The 15,239-nt window shown below is 70.0% G+C and carries 17 protein-coding genes; 10 read left to right on the top strand and 7 right to left on the bottom strand.

Going from position 1 to position 15,239, the window contains the following annotated elements; all coding sequences use genetic code 11:
* Positions 1-41 precede the first annotated feature (41 nt).
* On the top strand, positions 42-812 hold the full coding sequence (locus AC3WLB_RS01685) for a 3-hydroxybutyrate dehydrogenase (protein ID WP_492502711.1): 771 nt from the start codon (positions 42-44) through the stop codon (positions 810-812).
* A 10-nt stretch (positions 813-822) separates the two neighbouring features.
* Here AC3WLB_RS01685 and AC3WLB_RS01690 read toward each other — a convergent pair whose 3' ends face one another.
* The gene (locus tag AC3WLB_RS01690; protein ID WP_492502713.1) at positions 823-1,482 is read right to left on the bottom strand and encodes a hypothetical protein; all 660 of its coding nucleotides are present in this window, start codon (positions 1,480-1,482) and stop codon (positions 823-825) included.
* Between the two features lie 271 nt (positions 1,483-1,753).
* A complete protein-coding gene (locus AC3WLB_RS01695; protein WP_492502715.1) occupies positions 1,754-2,872 on the bottom strand; it encodes a DUF4190 domain-containing protein in 1,119 nt (372 codons plus the stop codon).
* A 118-nt stretch (positions 2,873-2,990) separates the two neighbouring features.
* On the opposite strand from AC3WLB_RS01695, the gene AC3WLB_RS01700 reads away from it, so the two are divergent.
* The 5 genes from AC3WLB_RS01700 to AC3WLB_RS01720 all read left to right on the top strand — a co-directional run bounded on the left by AC3WLB_RS01700 (position 2,991) and on the right by AC3WLB_RS01720 (position 5,941).
* Positions 2,991-3,338 carry a hypothetical protein gene (locus tag AC3WLB_RS01700; protein ID WP_492502717.1) on the top strand — a complete coding sequence of 116 codons (348 nt, stop codon included), beginning with the start codon at positions 2,991-2,993 and terminating at the stop codon, positions 3,336-3,338.
* Positions 3,339-3,340: 2 nt separating this feature from the next.
* Complete coding sequence (locus AC3WLB_RS01705) at positions 3,341-4,135, top strand: nitroreductase family protein (protein ID WP_022895610.1); 795 nt, start codon at positions 3,341-3,343, stop codon at positions 4,133-4,135.
* A gap of 9 nt (positions 4,136-4,144) precedes the next feature.
* Positions 4,145-4,618 carry a hypothetical protein gene (locus tag AC3WLB_RS01710; RefSeq protein WP_022895609.1) on the top strand — a complete coding sequence of 158 codons (474 nt, stop codon included), beginning with the start codon at positions 4,145-4,147 and terminating at the stop codon, positions 4,616-4,618.
* Positions 4,619-4,691: 73 nt separating this feature from the next.
* Positions 4,692-5,177: a Dps family protein gene (locus tag AC3WLB_RS01715; RefSeq protein ID WP_022895608.1), complete on the top strand. Its 486-nt coding sequence runs from the start codon at positions 4,692-4,694 to the stop codon at positions 5,175-5,177.
* A 98-nt stretch (positions 5,178-5,275) separates the two neighbouring features.
* Positions 5,276-5,941, top strand: a complete 666-nt coding sequence (locus tag AC3WLB_RS01720) for a hypothetical protein (RefSeq protein WP_492502720.1) — start codon at positions 5,276-5,278, stop codon at positions 5,939-5,941.
* A 38-nt stretch (positions 5,942-5,979) separates the two neighbouring features.
* Here the strand turns inward: AC3WLB_RS01720 and AC3WLB_RS01725 are convergent, their stop codons facing one another.
* From AC3WLB_RS01725 to AC3WLB_RS01740, 4 genes are all read right to left on the bottom strand, one after another.
* Positions 5,980-7,473 carry an amidohydrolase gene (locus AC3WLB_RS01725; protein WP_492504632.1) on the bottom strand — a complete coding sequence of 498 codons (1,494 nt, stop codon included), beginning with the start codon at positions 7,471-7,473 and terminating at the stop codon, positions 5,980-5,982.
* Between the two features lie 2 nt (positions 7,474-7,475).
* Complete coding sequence (locus tag AC3WLB_RS01730) at positions 7,476-8,126, bottom strand: FMN-binding negative transcriptional regulator (RefSeq protein WP_492502722.1); 651 nt, start codon at positions 8,124-8,126, stop codon at positions 7,476-7,478.
* A 1-nt stretch (position 8,127) separates the two neighbouring features.
* Entirely contained in the window at positions 8,128-9,231 is a 1,104-nt protein-coding gene (locus AC3WLB_RS01735) for an Fpg/Nei family DNA glycosylase (protein WP_492502724.1), read from the bottom strand.
* A gap of 75 nt (positions 9,232-9,306) precedes the next feature.
* A complete protein-coding gene (locus tag AC3WLB_RS01740) occupies positions 9,307-9,795 on the bottom strand; it encodes a ribose-5-phosphate isomerase (protein ID WP_492502726.1) in 489 nt (162 codons plus the stop codon).
* A gap of 42 nt (positions 9,796-9,837) precedes the next feature.
* Here AC3WLB_RS01740 and AC3WLB_RS01745 point away from each other — a divergent pair, with 42 nt between their 5' ends.
* Complete coding sequence (locus tag AC3WLB_RS01745; RefSeq protein WP_492502728.1) at positions 9,838-10,458, top strand: DUF4184 family protein; 621 nt, start codon at positions 9,838-9,840, stop codon at positions 10,456-10,458.
* A 94-nt stretch (positions 10,459-10,552) separates the two neighbouring features.
* Here AC3WLB_RS01745 and AC3WLB_RS01750 read toward each other — a convergent pair whose 3' ends face one another.
* The gene (locus AC3WLB_RS01750; RefSeq protein WP_031280939.1) at positions 10,553-11,164 is read right to left on the bottom strand and encodes a mycothiol-dependent nitroreductase Rv2466c family protein; all 612 of its coding nucleotides are present in this window, start codon (positions 11,162-11,164) and stop codon (positions 10,553-10,555) included.
* A 51-nt stretch (positions 11,165-11,215) separates the two neighbouring features.
* On the opposite strand from AC3WLB_RS01750, the gene pepN reads away from it, so the two are divergent.
* The 3 genes from pepN to AC3WLB_RS01765 are packed head-to-tail and all read left to right on the top strand — an operon-like array spanning position 11,216 to position 15,233.
* Positions 11,216-13,774: an aminopeptidase N gene (pepN, locus tag AC3WLB_RS01755; protein ID WP_492502731.1), complete on the top strand. Its 2,559-nt coding sequence runs from the start codon at positions 11,216-11,218 to the stop codon at positions 13,772-13,774.
* Between the two features lie 37 nt (positions 13,775-13,811).
* Positions 13,812-14,825, top strand: a complete 1,014-nt coding sequence (locus AC3WLB_RS01760; RefSeq protein WP_022895021.1) for a mechanosensitive ion channel domain-containing protein — start codon at positions 13,812-13,814, stop codon at positions 14,823-14,825.
* 3 nt (positions 14,826-14,828) lie between these two features.
* Entirely contained in the window at positions 14,829-15,233 is a 405-nt protein-coding gene (locus AC3WLB_RS01765) for a globin (protein ID WP_492502734.1), read from the top strand.
* Positions 15,234-15,239 lie beyond the last annotated feature (6 nt).

Genomic DNA, 15,239 nt, shown 5'->3' on the forward strand with positions numbered 1-15,239 from the left:
CGAGGACCGAGAAGGAGCAGCCCATGGAGAAGGAGCCGACCATGAGCGTGAGTCTCCCGTTGGCGGGCCGGCGCGCTCTCGTCACGGGCGGGGCGAGCGGGATCGGCGCCGCAACGGTGCGGGCGCTCGCGCAGCGCGGGGCACAGGTGGTGGTGGCCGACCGAGACGGCGATGCGGCTGCGGCCGTGGCGGCCGATGTCGGCGGCACCGCCTGGGCCGTGGACCTCCTGGAGCCGGCTGCACTGGAGGATCGCCGGCTGGCAGACATCCTCTCCCCCATCGACATCCTGGTGAACAACGCCGGGGTGCAGAGCATCAGCCCCATCCAGGACTTCGACCCGGCCGACTTCCGCCGCATCATCGCACTGATGCTCGAGGTGCCGTTCCTGCTCGTGCGCGCCGCCCTGCCACACATGTATACCCGCGGATTCGGACGGGTGATCAACGTGTCATCGGTGCACGGCCTTCGCGCCTCGGCTTACAAGAGCGCCTACGTTGCCGCCAAGCACGGCCTGGAGGGCTTCTCGAAAGTGACGGCGCTCGAGGGCGGCCCGCACGGTGTGACGAGCAACTGCGTCAATCCCGGATACGTGCGCACCCCGCTGGTCGAGCGCCAGATCGCCGACCAGGCCACGCTGCACGGCATCGCCGAGTCGGAGGTGCTCAGCCAGGTGTTGCTCACGGAAAGCGCCATCAAGCGGCTCGTCGAACCGGCCGAGGTCGGCTCACTGGTGGCGTGGCTCGCGACCGACGATGCCGCCATGGTCACGGGGGCGAGCTACGCGATGGACGGCGGCTGGTCGGCGCGGTGAAGGGCACCTCTCACCAGGAGTAGGTGATGGCCTGCGGGGTCGAGTTGTTCGCGGTCTGGTCGGTGTTGGGCACACCCGCCACGTTCGAGATGGTGACCGTGCGGATGGTCGAGAACGGCGCCGCGGGTGAACCGACGCGCTCGAAGGTGAAGAACTCCACGGGGTTCGCGTTCGTGTCCACCACCAGCTGAGCTGCGTTGCCGTTCAGGATGGTGCCGCTGAACTGGTACTTGGCGCTGTAGACGCCGTTCGGCCCCGGAGTCCCCCAGCCCGTGAACGCCCAGCCGGCCGCGAGGCTCGCCGCCGACGGCTGCGGGTTGCTGACGCCGGTGACCACGTAGATGACGGAGTCGTCGGGCGTGAAGAACACCTCGAGATCGAAGCTCCCCGTCCAGTCATCGACCCCGTTCTGGTCGAAGACCTTCACGCTCAGCGGTACGGCCTTGACGTTGGTGGGGTTCGACGGCTGCCCGAACGCGGGCACGAGATCGAGGGTGGCCGTGAGGTCGGATGCGGCGGCGAGCGGTGTCGCGACGGCCACGGCGACGACGGGCAGCGTCCACGCGGCCGCGGTGACGACGGTTCGGCGTGACACCGCCCGCTCGACGGCGGGGACGGTGGCGGCGGCGGAGGTGGACGAAGTGGCGGACGGCGCGCGGAAATCGGGCATGCGGAAGCTCCTCGGGTGCTGTGGAACCGGACGATGACGGCAGTGCGGACGGAACGGGCGGTGCAGGCAGTGCATGAGATGCAGAGGTGCGGGCGGTGCGTTCGGTGCTGGCAGTGCAGGCGGTGCGGCGGTCTCAGCGACCGGTGGTGCAGGTCGATGATGCCGGTCCGGTGTTTCGAGGAGGTTTCAGGTCCGTTGCCGTCGGCAGACGGATTCGTCCCGCCCGCCCCCAGTTCGGGGCGGACGGGACGAAAGGGTCAGTACCGCAGGGCTAGTTGGTGAAGCTGGCCGGGGTGTACTCGAAGCCGGGCGCGACGTCGTAGGTGATGTCGTTCGCATCCGCCACCGAGTAGGCCTCGGTGTAGGTGACGGTCTGGCCGGCCGCGATCGTGTCGACCGGCGGCAGACCCTGGATGCCGTTGTCCGGATCGATGATGAGGCTCGCATCCACCCCACCGGAGGTGACCGTGGAGAACGAGAACGGCTGGTAGTCGGCCGAGGTGCCGTTGAAGATCGTGACCGTGAACGCGAGGTTCGTGGCCTGATCGGCGCCGACCGCGGTGCCCGACGGAGTGAAGGGCGAAGGCGCGGAGACCGAGATCTGCATGCCGTCGTCGTAGGTCACCACCTGGCCGAACTGTGCGGCGATCACGTCGCCCGTGCCGTCGTCGGGCTCGTCGGTCGCGAACGGGTCGTCGGAGGGCAGCGGGTCCATGGGCACGGGCGTGATGCTCGACAGCCCCTCGTCGACGGCGTCGTTCACCGCGGCGATGAAGCCGAAGGTGTACACGATGGCCAGCACGATCGAGAGGATGAGCGCCACCCCCGACAGGATCGTGCCACCGATCGCCAGCCCCTTGCTCTTGCCCTTGCGCACGAGCGCGATGATGCCGAGCACGAGACCCACCAGCGCGACGAACCAGACCGCGTAGTTGAGGAACGGGATGAAGGCGCCGATGAAGGCGACCCCGCCCACGATGATCGAGGCGATCGCCAGACCGTTCACCCTGCTCGGCGGGGCCGCGGGCGGGGGCGCGCCGTACTGCGGCGCCTGGCCGTACTGGCCGGGCGGGACCTGGCCCGGGGGCACCTGGCCCGGCGGCACCTGCGCGTAGGCCTCAGGCTGGTACGCGGGCGGCGCCGGCGGGACCGGCGGGTACGCACCGCCGGGTGCGCCACTCGGTGCGGGCGGCACGGGCGGTGCCGACGGCGCAGCGGGAGGAGCAGGTGGCGCGGCCGGGGCGGCCGGCGGCGTCGGCGGAGCGGCCGGCGGCGGCGCCACGGGAGGCACCTCGGGCTGTTCGGGCCGCGGCGGAACGGGGGGAACCGCCGCCTCCTTCTCGCCCTCGGGGTTGTCGTTCTGTCCGGAGTCGGGTGGAAGATTCGTCACCTTTCCCAGTGTGGCACTGGCGCCGTCCGATTGCACCCGCATCCGGGGGTGATTTCCCGAACTCAGCCCCGCGCATCCGTCACAGTCGAGGAACGACGGATGCGCGTATCCTGACGCCATGACCCCTCGCCCGCTCTTCGTCGCGGCGAGCGCGAGCTACCTCGCCAACTGCGCGCTGGGCACCGCGGTGGCGACCCGTCTCGTCGATACTCGGCGCATCCGGTGGGTGCACCACGCCGTCTACATCAGCACCTGCGTGCTCGCCGCGGCCGCCGCGAGCTCGCTCGCCTGGAATCGCGGGCGTGACGCCGGCGACGACCGCGCCGCCCTGGCGCTGCTTCCGGCCGCCGCGCCGCTGGCCGCGATCCCCCGCGTGAGCGCCCGCACCGGCGGCCATGTGGCGCTCGCGCTCAGCGCCGCCCCGTTCTTCGTGACCAGCCTCATCCTCGCCACCACCCGGAGGTAACCATGGACTTTCTCGATGTCGTCCGTCGGCGCAAGACCACCAACGGTCCGTTCCGTCCCGACCCGGTGAGCGAGGAGCACCAGCGCCTGCTGATGGAGGTGGCCGGGCGTGCGCCCTCGCAGTTGAACAGCCAGCCGTGGCGGTTCGTGCTCGTCGACGAACGGGCCACGATCGAGCAGATCGCCCGCATCAGCGGCGAGAGCATGACCGAGGCGATGTCGAACGGCACCTTCTTCGAGCGCTACAAGCCGTACTTCCGCTTCAGCGCCGCCGAGATGGCCGAGAAGCGCAGCGGGATGCTCTTCGACAAGCTGCCCGCGCCGCTCCGCCCGTTCACGAAGCAGGTGTTCACCCCGCGCGGCCAGAAGATGATGAACACCTTCCACGTGCCGCAGACGCTCGGTGAGGAGAACCGCAAGCTCGTCGCCGGGTCGCCGCTCCTCATCGGCGTGATGCTCGACCGCGCTGAGTACCGGCCCGGCGAGCTGTCGTCGTTCTATTCCGTGTTCAGCATGGGCGCCGCCATGGAGAACGTGTGGTTGACGACCGTGGAGCTCGGGATGGGCATCCAGTTCGTCTCGTTCCCGATGGAGGTGCCGGGCAAGTGGGCCCTCATCGAGCAGCTGCTGGGCGTGCCCGACGACCTGGAGCTGATGGCCGTGTACCGGCTCGGCTACCTACCGGAGTCGGCCGAGCGGCCCGCGATCGACTGGTCGAGCCACGAGCGCAAGCTGCCGTCGCAATACGTCTTCCGCAACACCTGCGCGACTCCCGTCACGGAGTGGGATGACCGATAGGGTCGTCGCATGACCGACAGCGAACTCTCCGGCCCCGAATTCACGGGCGAAACCGCCCTCGTCGCGTCGCCTTGGGAGGTCAAGCTCTCGTTCGGGCTGTGGCTGGCCGAGGCGATCCTCTCGATCATCGGGGGCATCGGGGCGATCGCCGGCGCTGCCCTGGTCGCGGCGGTGGTCGGGCTCGACGACGACGCGGCGGCCGCGACCGTGGCCGTGGTGGTCGTGGTGGGCATCCTCATCGTCGCGGTGGCGGTGTTCCGCATCGTGGCGGCCGTGTTCATGCTGCGCGGCCGGGTGTGGGCGCGCAACACGCTGACCATCCTCGGCGTGCTGGGGCTGCTCGGCGTGTTCGTGGAGTTCCAGAGCAACGGAGCGGTCGCCATCGCGCACGCACTGGTGGCGATCGTGGCCATCGTGGCGATGTACCTGCCCAACTCGAACGCCTACTTCCGGCGCCCATTCCCCGCCTCAGCAGGTATTTAGCCCAGCCTCAGCTTGCTTGCGGAAGATTTCCGGCTGAGTACCGTTGAAGCACAGGGAATCGGAAGGACACCCCATGAGCGACGTCATCAGCACCCCCACCAGCACAACCACGCCGGATGTCGCGGCCGCCGCCGCGCAGTTCCTCGGCCCCGTGGTCATCGAACTCCAGGCGCTCGCCGTGAACGGCAAGCAGGCGCACTGGCACGTGCGCGGCGCGAACTTCATCGGCGTGCATGAGCTCCTCGACCAGGTGGTCGACCACGCGCAGGACTACGCCGACCTCGCCGCCGAGCGCGTGGTGGCCCTGGGCCTGCCGATCGACGCGCGCATCCAGACGGTCGCCGAGAAGACCGGCGCCGCGCTCATGCCGGCCGGCTTCGTGAAGTCGGACGAGATGATCTCGTCGGTCATCGCGCAGATCGACGTCGCGCTCGCCGTGGTCAACAAGGCCGTGAAGGAGCTCGACGCCATCGACCAGACCAGCCAGGACGTCGCGATCGAGATCGCCCGCGGGCTCGACAAAGACCGCTGGTTCCTGTTCGCGCACATCGCCGCGTAGTCTCCGCACCCCATCGAGCGGGCGCACCCTTCGGGGTCGCGCCCGCTCGGTCGTTTTCGCCGCTTCTTTTCTGAGCATTGCTCGGCTAAGCTGAGCGGATGACGGATGCCCTACGACTCGACCCCCTCACCGCGCCGCTGAGCCGGGCCGAGGTGCGACGCTATCGGCTCGCGACGGATGCGTCGCAACGGGCGAAGTTCTGGGGTCGGGTCGGCGGGTTCCTGGGCACCGTCGCCCTCATCGTGTTCCTGTCGTTCTACCTGTCCGATTGGGAGCTCTCGCTGGTGCCATGGCTGGCGGCCGGCCTGACGGCGTTGTTCGTGCTCGCCTGGGTGCTCGCGCGACGGTCGACGGCGCGGCGCTGGCGCCTCCGGTGCCGCCTCGCGCGCTTCGCGGCGGCGAACCGCCTCACCCTCGACGTCGACGTGCCCCTGCCCGCCGGGCCGACGCCGCGGCCAACGCCGGCAGACGGCGAGATCATCGCGGTTCCCCTGCACCTGCGCGGCGCGGATGCCCGAGGGGAGTGGGAGGTCGGGCTCTGCACGTGTCACGAGCGCTCCGAGTCGGGGCGCACCACCTCGAACGTCGAGCGCGTCTACCTCCTCGGTGCCGCGTCGGCCGACCTTGCTTCGGACGACATGCCGTTTCGGCGCGAGTACCTCGGCACACACCCAGCGATCGTGTTCACCGAGACGCTCGACCTCGCCTCCCCCGGCACCTGGGAGCGCATCGCCCGCTTCCGTGAACACGCCCGGGCGCGCTGAAGCTCAGCTGACGCGAGTCTCCGACGACGGCACGGGGCTCAGAGTGCGCGGTGCGTCGGGCGACCGGCGAGGAGGGTCAGCGCTACCGGCATCGCTCGGAGGGTTGCCGCGTCTGTGACCAGCGGCTCGGCCTCGGTGACCGCCAGATCGGCTGCGGCACCGACCTGGATGCTCACCGCAGCGCCGCGGGTCGACGCCGTCAAGGCCGCGGTCGCGGGGATGCGCTGCTCAGGATGCCACGGCGGGCGACCGTCGCGGGAGCGTGTGACCGCGGCGGCCATCGTGATCCATGGATCGAGCGGCGCGACCGGGGCGTCGGACCCCAAGGCGAGCTGCGCCCCCGCCTCGAGCAGGCTCCGGAGTGCGAACGAGCGGTCCGTGCGCCCAGCCCAGTACCGGTCGGCGACGTCACGGTCGTCCATCGCGTGCTCGGGCTGCACGCTCGCCACCACGCCCAGCGCCGCGAAGCGCGGAACGTCGGTGAGGGCGAGGAGTTGGGCGTGCTCGAGCGAGCCCGCGCATCCGATGGTCTCGAACGCGTCGAGCACGAGCCGGTTCGCGTGATCGCCGATGGCGTGCACGGCCGGCACGAGGCCCGAGGCGGTGGCACGTTCGAGCAGCGCACGCAGCTCGTCCGGCGGCACCGTGAGCAGACCCCGCGAATCGGCGTGGCCCTCGAGCCCCGGATACTCGTCGAAGCAGTAGGCGGTGCGTGTGTTGAGCGACCCGTCGGTGATGACCTTGAACGGCCCGACCCGCAGGAGTCCCGCTTCATCGACCTCGTCGCCGGTGCGCAGCCCCTCCGCGATCGCGCGCTCGAGGTGCTGCGGATACACCCCGAACTCGACGCGCAGGAGGTCGTGCCCGGCTGCCGCCCGTCGCTCCCAGACGGAGCGGTTCCACGCCATCTCGAGGTCGACGATCCCCACCACTCCGCGCGCGGCCGCCGCCCGCGCCGCATCGAGCGCCCACGCGTCGATCGTCTCGGCGGGCACGTCATCGAGCGCCCGATGCACCGCGAACGCATCCTCTTCCCGCAGCACGCCGGTCGGATGCCCGTCCCGCCCGAAGTGCGCGAGCGCCGCCGAGTTCAGCCAGCAGCAGTGCAAGTCACCCGAGACGAGCACGACCGGCCGGCTTCCCGCCACGGCGTCGAGAGCCGCGGCGGTCGGCTCGTCGGGCCACAATCCGTCGCGGAACCCGAATCCCACGAGCACCTCGCCGCCCGCGGAGCCGGGGCCGATCGCCGCCCCGACCAGCGCCACGGCCTCCGCCGCCGAGCGCGCCGCCGACACGTCGAGCCGGCGGGAGACGGCGGCCCACTGGCTGAAGTGCACATGGTTGTCCCACAGCCCCGGAACGATGAAGCGCCCGTCGAGGTCGATGCGTTCGAGCTGTCGATCGCGCCCGGCACGACCCGTCGACGAACCCGAGGCCGGCGTGATCTCGGCGACGAGTCCGTCGACGATCAGCACGTCGACCGGCGCTGCACCGCCGGGCAGCCGACCGCCGGCCAGGAGCAGCGGTGGCACGCTCACGCGCCCTGACCCGCCCCGCCGAACGTCGCCGGATTCGCCCGCCGCATCTCGGCCGCGAGTTCTTCGCTGGAGTAGGGGCCCGTGCCCTCGAGCTCAGCCACGATCCGCCGCTGCGTGTCCTCGTCGCGGTTCTGGCTCATCTTCACCTTGGCGGTGAACCGGGTCACGGGCAGCCGGAAGCCGACCGTGCCGGCGCTGATGCGGTCGGCGTAGGCGGAGTTCTCGGCGGTTCCGCGCATCCGTCGCGGTTCGGGCATCCGCTCTTCGAAGTGGTCGACGAGTCGCTCGAGCACGCGCAGGTTCTCCTCGGCGGGCAGGATCTCGGGCACGCCGTACAGGTGGGCGGTCACGAAGTTCCAGGTGGGCACCGCCGGCGACGGGTCGTACCAGCCGGGCGAGATGTAGCCGTGCGGACCCTGGATGATGACCAGCACCTCGTGCTCGCCCCATTCGTGCAGTCGCTCATCCGGCCGCCCGACGTGGCTGACGATGGCGAGCTCGTCGCTCGAGTCGTCGACCAGCACCGGGTAGTGCGAGGCGACAATGCCGCCCGAGGTGGCGGAGACGATGGTCGCCCACGGGTTCTCACGGATGAGCCGACGGATCTCGTCGGGGTCGGTCAGTTCGAAGACGGGATTGTGCCGCACCTCACACCTGGTCTTTCGGGCACCAGTAGAGCTTGCGGCCGCCGATCTCCTCCATGAGGATGTTCGTTCCGCACACCCGGCAGGGCAGCCCCTCGCGCTTGTACACCCAGTGCCGGTCGGCGCGACTGGCCATGGCCTTCGCGTAATCGGCATCGTCGAGCCCGTCCATGGTGAGCATCTGGCCGGTGCGCACACCGAGGTCGAGCAGGTAGGCCCAGTCGCGCCAGAGCGCCCGCACGGTGTCGGTGGGCACGAGCTTGCCAGGCGTGTGCGGTTCGAGCCGGGCGCGGAAGAGCATCTCGGCGCGGTACACGTTGCCGATTCCGCTGACGACGCTCTGGTCCATGAGCAGCAGCGCGATGGGGGTCGACTTCTTGGTGACCGCCGCGACAAAGCGTTCCTCGGCCTCGGGCGAGTCGTCGAGCAGCGGATCGGGGCCGAGCTTCGCGATCACCGCATCGACCTGCGCCGGGTCGAGCACCTCGCACGCGGTCGGGCCGCGCAGGTCGGCCACGGCGGTCTCGGTGAGCAGCCGCACCCGAACGGCACCGACCGGCTCGGGCGGGAAGTCGCCGTATTCCTCGCCGGCCTTCTCCTGCTCGGACATGCGCAGGCGCGCGCGGCGCGGCGCACCAATCGAGCGCACGGAGTCTTCGCCGTCGGCGTCGTCAGGGCCCTCGGGAACGGGACGGCTCGCATCCGCGACCTCCGCCGCTTCCGCTGCTTCCGCGGCCTCCGCTGCTTCCGCTGCTTCGCCGAGGGCGATCTCGTCGATCGTGCCCTCGGGCTGATCGCCCAGGACCGTGCCGCGCTGGTTGGTCTGTCCCATGCGCCCGCCCGCTGAGCGGATGGTGGCGTCGGTCGTGATCTCGCCCGCGAAGTCCCAGGCGCCGTAGATGCCGAGGTGCACCCGCAGCCAGAGGAGCCCATCGAACTCGAGGAACATCTGCTTGCCGACCGCTCGCGACGCCGTCATGGTGCGGCCGTCGAGCAGGGCGGCGCCGTCGGCGAAGCGGCCCTGCGGCGAGCTGGCGGCGACGCGATGCCCCACGAAGTTGCGCGCGAACTGGCGCGCGATGCGGTGGACGGAATGACCCTCGGGCATCCGGTGCTCCCTCGGTTTCGGTGGCGGTGGCCGGCGTCGGCGGCGCGGCGGTCGCCTGCGCCGCCACAACCGACGCTACGCCTCGATGTGGTGCCCGGCGATGTCGCCCGTGGTCTCGTACTCCGCAAGCTGGGCGATGCGGCGCACGTGCCGCTCCTCGAGCGAGAACGGCTCGTTCACGAAGAAGTCGATCAGCGCGAGCGCCTCCTCCACCGTGTGCTGGCGGGCGCCGATGGCCACGACGTTGGCGTCGTTGTGCTGGCGGGCGAGCTTGGCGGTGGCCTCGTTCCAGGCCAGCGCGGCGCGCACGCCCTGCACCTTGTTCGCGGCGATCTGCTCGCCGTTGCCCGATCCGCCGAACACCACGCCGAGCGCCTCGACGCCGGCGCGCTGGTCTTCGACCACGCCGTGGGCGGCGTTGATGCAGAACGACGGGTAGTCGTCGACCGGGTCGTAGCTCTCCGGCCCGTGGTCGATGACCTCGTGGCCGGCGGCGGCGAGGTGCGCCTGGATCTGCTTGCTGAAGTCGAGCCCGGCGTGATCGGTGCCGATGTGGATGCGCATGGAATCGAGTGTATTGGCCGAGCGACTGATTAGGCTGCCGGGGTGCCGTTCACCCTCAGCCACGCGATCGTGGCGGTGCCCTTCGCCCGCACTGCAGTGCCCGCCGGGGCGGTGGCCGCCGGCGCGATGGCGCCCGACCTGCCGCTGTTCCTGCCGGTCGGCTTCGATTACGAGTCCACCCACGAGCTGCCGTGGTTTCCCGTGACGGGCCTGCTGCTCGCCTTCGTCGCGTTCGCACTGTGGCGGGTGGTGGTGCGGCCGGTCCTGCCGGGCGTGCTGCCCCGCGTTCTCCGCGAACGGATGCCCGCCGACTGGTCCGGCGGCGCCGCCGACGGCTGGCGCTCCCTCGGCCGGTCCGGTCGCGACGTCGCCCTGCTGGTCGCCGCGTTGGCGATCGGCGTGGCGACCCACATCGTGTGGGACGGGTTCACCCACGCCGGCCGCTGGGGAACGGCGCTCGTGCCTGCGCTCGACCGCCGCCTCGGCGGCATCCCGATCGCCGTGTGGCTCCACTACCTGAGCTCGCTGGCCGGCCTCGTCGCCCTCGCCGCGTGGGTCGCCTGGTGGCTCAACCGCCGCCCCCCGATCGCGCGGACGAGCTTCCGCCCGAAGTGGGATCACGAGATCGCAAGCAGCGGGCCGCTCGTTGACGACCCAAGGTGAGGGTGTGGCCGAGGGGTGCGACCGCAGGCCGTGCCCCTCGACCGCGGCCTCACATGTCGCGCGGCGCCGGGCAGGGACCGGCGCCGCCCGGCAGCTAGAACTGCGGGTCGCGGGTGCGGGAGCGCTTCAGTTCGAAGAAGCCGTCGTAAGACGCGGCGGCCACCACGCCGTCCCACAGCGTCAGCGCCATCTCGCCCTTGGGCGCCGGGCTGATCACCGGCCCGAAGAATGCCGTGCCGTTCACCGCGATCACGGGGGTGCCGACATCCTGCCCCACCCGCTCGATGCCGTCGAAGTGCGAGGCGCGCATCTGCTGATCGTACTCGTCGGACTCGGAGTACGCCGCGAGCGACGCCGGCAGACCCACTTCGGCGAGCGCCGCCGGGATGACCTCATCGGGATCGAGCGAGCCGCCGGGGTGGATGCGCGTGCCGAGCGCGTCGTACAACGGCTTCACGACCTCCTGCCCGTGCAACTCGGCCGCCGCGGTCACGAGCCGCGTGTAGCGGAGCGCCCGCGGGAAGAACGCGCGGTACGAATCGGGGATGTCGTCGTTGTCCTCGTTGAGCACGGCGAGGCTCATGATGTGCCAGGTCACGTCGAGGTCGCGGTGCTCCGCCACCTCGTCGACCCAGCGGGAGGTCATCCATGCCCAGGGGCAGGAGGGGTCGAACCAGAAGTCAACAGCTGTCTTGTCTGAGGTCACCACTTCATCATCGCATTAGGCTGATCGGGCAATCGAAAAGGAGAGCAACCCGTGCCAGGAGAAAACCTCACCCGCGCCGAAGCCCAGGAGCGTGCAGCGCTCATCGACACGAAGAGCTACGACGTCGTACTCGACCTCACAACCGGTCCCGAGACGTTCCGCAGCACCACCACCGTCGAGTTCACCGCCACCGAGGGGTCGTCGACCTTCATCGACGCCATCACCCGTACGGTGCACGCGGTGACCCTGAACGGCGAGTCGCTCGATCCGGCCGCGGTGAGCGACGGCGTGCGCATCCAGCTCCCGGCGTTGAAGGCCGAGAACACGCTCGTGGTCGACGCCGACATGATGTACACCAACACGGGTGAGGGCCTGCACCGCTTCGTCGACCCCGTCGACGACGAGGTGTACCTCTACAGCCAGTTCGAGGTGCCGGACTCCCGCCGCATGTTCGCGGTGTTCGAGCAGCCCGACCTCAAGGCCACCTTCACCTTCACGGTCACCGCCCCCGACTACTGGGAGGTCGTCTCCAACTCCCCCACCCCCGAGCCGGTCACCGCGGTCGAGGGCCAGTCGGCCACCTGGTCGTTCGAGCCGACCCCCCGCATCTCCTCCTACATCACGGCGCTCGTCGCCGGCCCCTACATCGTCGAGCGCAGCGAGCTGACGAGCGCCGACGGCCGCGCCATCCCGCTCGGCGTGTTCAGCCGCGCCTCCCTCGCGCAGTACATGGACGCGGAGTACATCTTCGAGAAGACCCGCGAGGGCTTCGCCTTCTACGAGGAGAAGTACGACTTCCCCTACCCCTTCGCGAAGTACGACCAGCTCTTCGTGCCCGAGTTCAACGCCGGCGCCATGGAGAACGCGGGCGCGGTGACGTTCACCGAGACCTACGTGTTCCGCTCGAAGGTGACGGACGCGGTGCGCGAACGCCGGGTCGTCACCATCCTGCACGAGCTCGCCCACATGTGGTTCGGCGACCTCGTGACCATGCGCTGGTGGAACGACCTGTGGCTGAACGAGTCGTTCGCCGAGTACATGTCGACCCTCGCCACGGCCGAGGCCACCGAGTGGAAAGAGGCCTGGACCACCTTCGCGGCGATGGAGAAGAGCTGGGCGTACCGGCAGGACCAGCTGCCGTCGACGCATCCGATCGTCGCCACCATCAACGACCTCGAAGACGTGCAGGTGAACTTCGACGGCATCACCTACGCCAAGGGCGCCTCGGTGCTGAAGCAGCTCGTCGCCTGGGTGGGCCAGGACGAGTTCATGAAGGGCGTCGCCGCCTACGTGAACAAGCACCAGTTCGGCAACACGGTGCTGAACGACCTGCTCACCGAGCTCGAGACCACGAGCGGGCGCGATCTCGCCGAGTGGTCGCAGCTCTGGCTCGAGACCGCCGGTGTGAACACGCTGCGCCCGCGCATCGAGTACAACGAGGACGACGTGATCACCTCGTTCACGGTGCTGCAGGAGGCCCCGCTCGAGTGGCCGACCATCCGCCCGCACCGGCTCGCCATCGGCGTCTACGAGCTCGAGGGCGACGCGCTCGTGCGCACCTACCGGGTGGAGCTCGATGTCGACGGCGCCGAGACCGAGGTGCCGCAGCTGGTCGGCCGCGACCGTCCGGCGCTCGTGCTGCTGAACGACGACGACCTGGCCTACGCCAAGATCCGGCTCGACGGCTACTCGCTCGACACCGCCATCCAGAGCCTGGCATCGATCGCGAGCCCGCTGGCCCGGTCGCTCGTCTGGGGCTCGGCGTGGGACTCCACGCGCGACGCCGAGACGAGCGGGCGCGACTTCGTGCGCCTCGTGCTCGGCAACATCGCGACCGAGACCGAGTCGACGACCATCCGCACGGTGCTCGGCCAGCTCGTGCTCACCGCCACGCAGTACGTGGCTCCGGATGCGCGGGCCGAGACCATCCGCACCGCCGCCGACGCGCTGTGGAAGCTCGCGCTCGACGCGGCACCCGGTTCGGACGCCCAGTTCCAGTTCGTGAAGTTCTTCGCCGCGCTGGCGAGCACCGAGGAGCAGCTCGAGAACGTTGCCCACCTGCACGACGGCACCGTGGTGCTGGACGGTCTCGACATCGACACCGACCTCACCTGGGAGCTGCTGATCGCGCTCGTCGCGGGCGGCAAAGCCGGCCAGACCGAGATCGACGCGACGCTCGCGGCCGACAACACCGCGTCGGGCCAGCAGTCGGCAGCCCACGCGACCGCCGCCATCCCGACGCCGGAGGGCAAGGCGGCCGCGTTCGCGTCCCTCGTCGACAGCGACGCCGCGCCCAACGCCATCGTGCGCGCCACGGGCCTCGGTTTCCAGCGCGGCACCGACCCGGCGTTGTTCGCCCCGCTGGTGCCTCGCTACTTCGCCGCCCTGCAGACCCTCTGGGAGACGCGGAGCTACGCCATCGCCGCCTCGGTGATCAACGGGCTGTACCCCTCGGCGCTCGCGAACCAGGAGCTGCGGGATGCGACCCAGGCGTGGCTCGACGACCCGGCCAACGCGGGCATTCCGGCTCTGCGTCGGCTCGTCATCGAGAACCTGGCCGGGGTCGACCGTGCACTGGCGGCGCAGGCGCGCGACGCGGGCGCGCGCTAAGGGTCTGCCAAGGGTGCGCCCGTAGGGTGGAGCCCATATGGATTGGAACACGATGTGGGCGAACTTCGGTTCGTTCCTCCACGACTACCGGGTGCCCCTCGGCATCCTGGCCATCATCGTCGGCGCGCTCGTGCTGCGGGGCATCCTGCTGTTCACGGTGCGGCGGCTGGTCGACCAGGTGGTCAACGGGGTCAAGAAGAAGCAGAACGTCACCGACACCCAGGCCCTGAACGCCTCGCCGCTCGCGGCGGTGCGGATCGTGCAGCGCACCCGCACGCTCGGCACGGTGCTGACGAACGTCATCAACGTGACGATCGTGGTGGTCGGCGTCGTGCTGATCGTGAACACGATCGACCCGACCGTTCTCGGCTCGCTGGCGCTGCTCACCGCGGCTCTCGGCGCCGGCCTCGGCTTCGGCGCGCAGAACATCGTGAAAGACGTGCTGAACGGCATGTTCATGGTGTTCGAAGACCAGCTCGGTGTGGGCGACGTGGTCGACCTCGGCCCGGCGACGGGCGTCGTGGAGGCGGTGGGCATCCGGGTCACGCAGGTGCGGGACGTCAACGGCACGCTCTGGTTCGTGCGCAACGGCGAGATCCTGCGGGTCGGCAACATGTCGCAGGGCTGGGCGCGGGTGATCATCGACCTCGCCATCCCCTACGACTCCGACCTCGAACTGGTGCAGGACAAGATCCTCGAAACCGCGGTCGCCATGTCCAACGAGCCGAAGTGGCGCTCGCGCATCATCGAGAAGCCCGAGATCTGGGGGCTGGAGTCCATCTCGGCCGAGGCGATGGTCATCCGTCTGGTGGTGAAGACCCGCACCTCGGCGAAGGACGACGTGGCGCGTGACCTGCGCGTGCGGCTGAAGCACGCGCTCGACGAGCTCGACGTCACACTGCCCTCGCTCAACACCGTCGTGCTGTCGGGCTTCGAGGGTGCGACGAGCGTGAAGGGCGCCCGGCCGCCCCGCACGAAGCCGATCAGCACGCAGGAACCGCCGCCGTCGCCCCGGCGGTCGCCCCGCGGCAAGGGCAAGGGAGAGAATTAGATCGTGATCGAGATCTCCCCGAAAGTGCCCGAGAACCCCTTCTACGAGCAGATCGGCGGCCACGAGACCTTCGTGGCGCTGGTGACCAAGTTCTACGAGGGCGTCGAGACCGATCCGGTGCTGAAACCCATGTACCCGGCCGACGACTGGCAGGGGGCGATCGACCGGCTCACCATGTTCCTCGAGCAGTACTGGGGCGGGCCCGGCACCTACAGCGAGCAGCGCGGGCACCCGCGGCTGCGGATGCGCCACAACCCGTTCAAGGTGAACCCCGACGCCCGCGATCGTTGGCTCTCGCACATGCGGGTGGCCGTCGACTCGCTCGGCTTGTCGCCGCTCGACAGAGAACTGCTCTGGGGCTACCTCGAGCGCGCCGCGCATGCGATGGTGAATACTTTCGACGAGTGAGGTGGC

It is taken from the genome of Herbiconiux sp. FW305-C-125, from assembly GCF_058783455.1.

Coding starts and splice junctions, on each gene's coding strand:
- AC3WLB_RS01715 (WP_022895608.1), top strand. CDS start 4,692: ATGAGCGACGTCATCAGCACCCCCACCAGCACAACCACGCCGGATGTC.
- AC3WLB_RS01685 (WP_492502711.1), top strand. CDS start 42: ATGAGCGTGAGTCTCCCGTTGGCGGGCCGGCGCGCTCTCGTCACGGGC.
- AC3WLB_RS01720 (WP_492502720.1), top strand. CDS start 5,276: ATGACGGATGCCCTACGACTCGACCCCCTCACCGCGCCGCTGAGCCGG.
- AC3WLB_RS01710 (WP_022895609.1), top strand. CDS start 4,145: ATGACCGACAGCGAACTCTCCGGCCCCGAATTCACGGGCGAAACCGCC.
- AC3WLB_RS01735 (WP_492502724.1), bottom strand. CDS start 9,231: ATGCCCGAGGGTCATTCCGTCCACCGCATCGCGCGCCAGTTCGCGCGC.
- AC3WLB_RS01700 (WP_492502717.1), top strand. CDS start 2,991: ATGACCCCTCGCCCGCTCTTCGTCGCGGCGAGCGCGAGCTACCTCGCC.
- AC3WLB_RS01740 (WP_492502726.1), bottom strand. CDS start 9,795: ATGCGCATCCACATCGGCACCGATCACGCCGGGCTCGACTTCAGCAAG.
- AC3WLB_RS01690 (WP_492502713.1), bottom strand. CDS start 1,482: ATGCCCGATTTCCGCGCGCCGTCCGCCACTTCGTCCACCTCCGCCGCC.
- AC3WLB_RS01760 (WP_022895021.1), top strand. CDS start 13,812: ATGGATTGGAACACGATGTGGGCGAACTTCGGTTCGTTCCTCCACGAC.
- AC3WLB_RS01705 (WP_022895610.1), top strand. CDS start 3,341: ATGGACTTTCTCGATGTCGTCCGTCGGCGCAAGACCACCAACGGTCCG.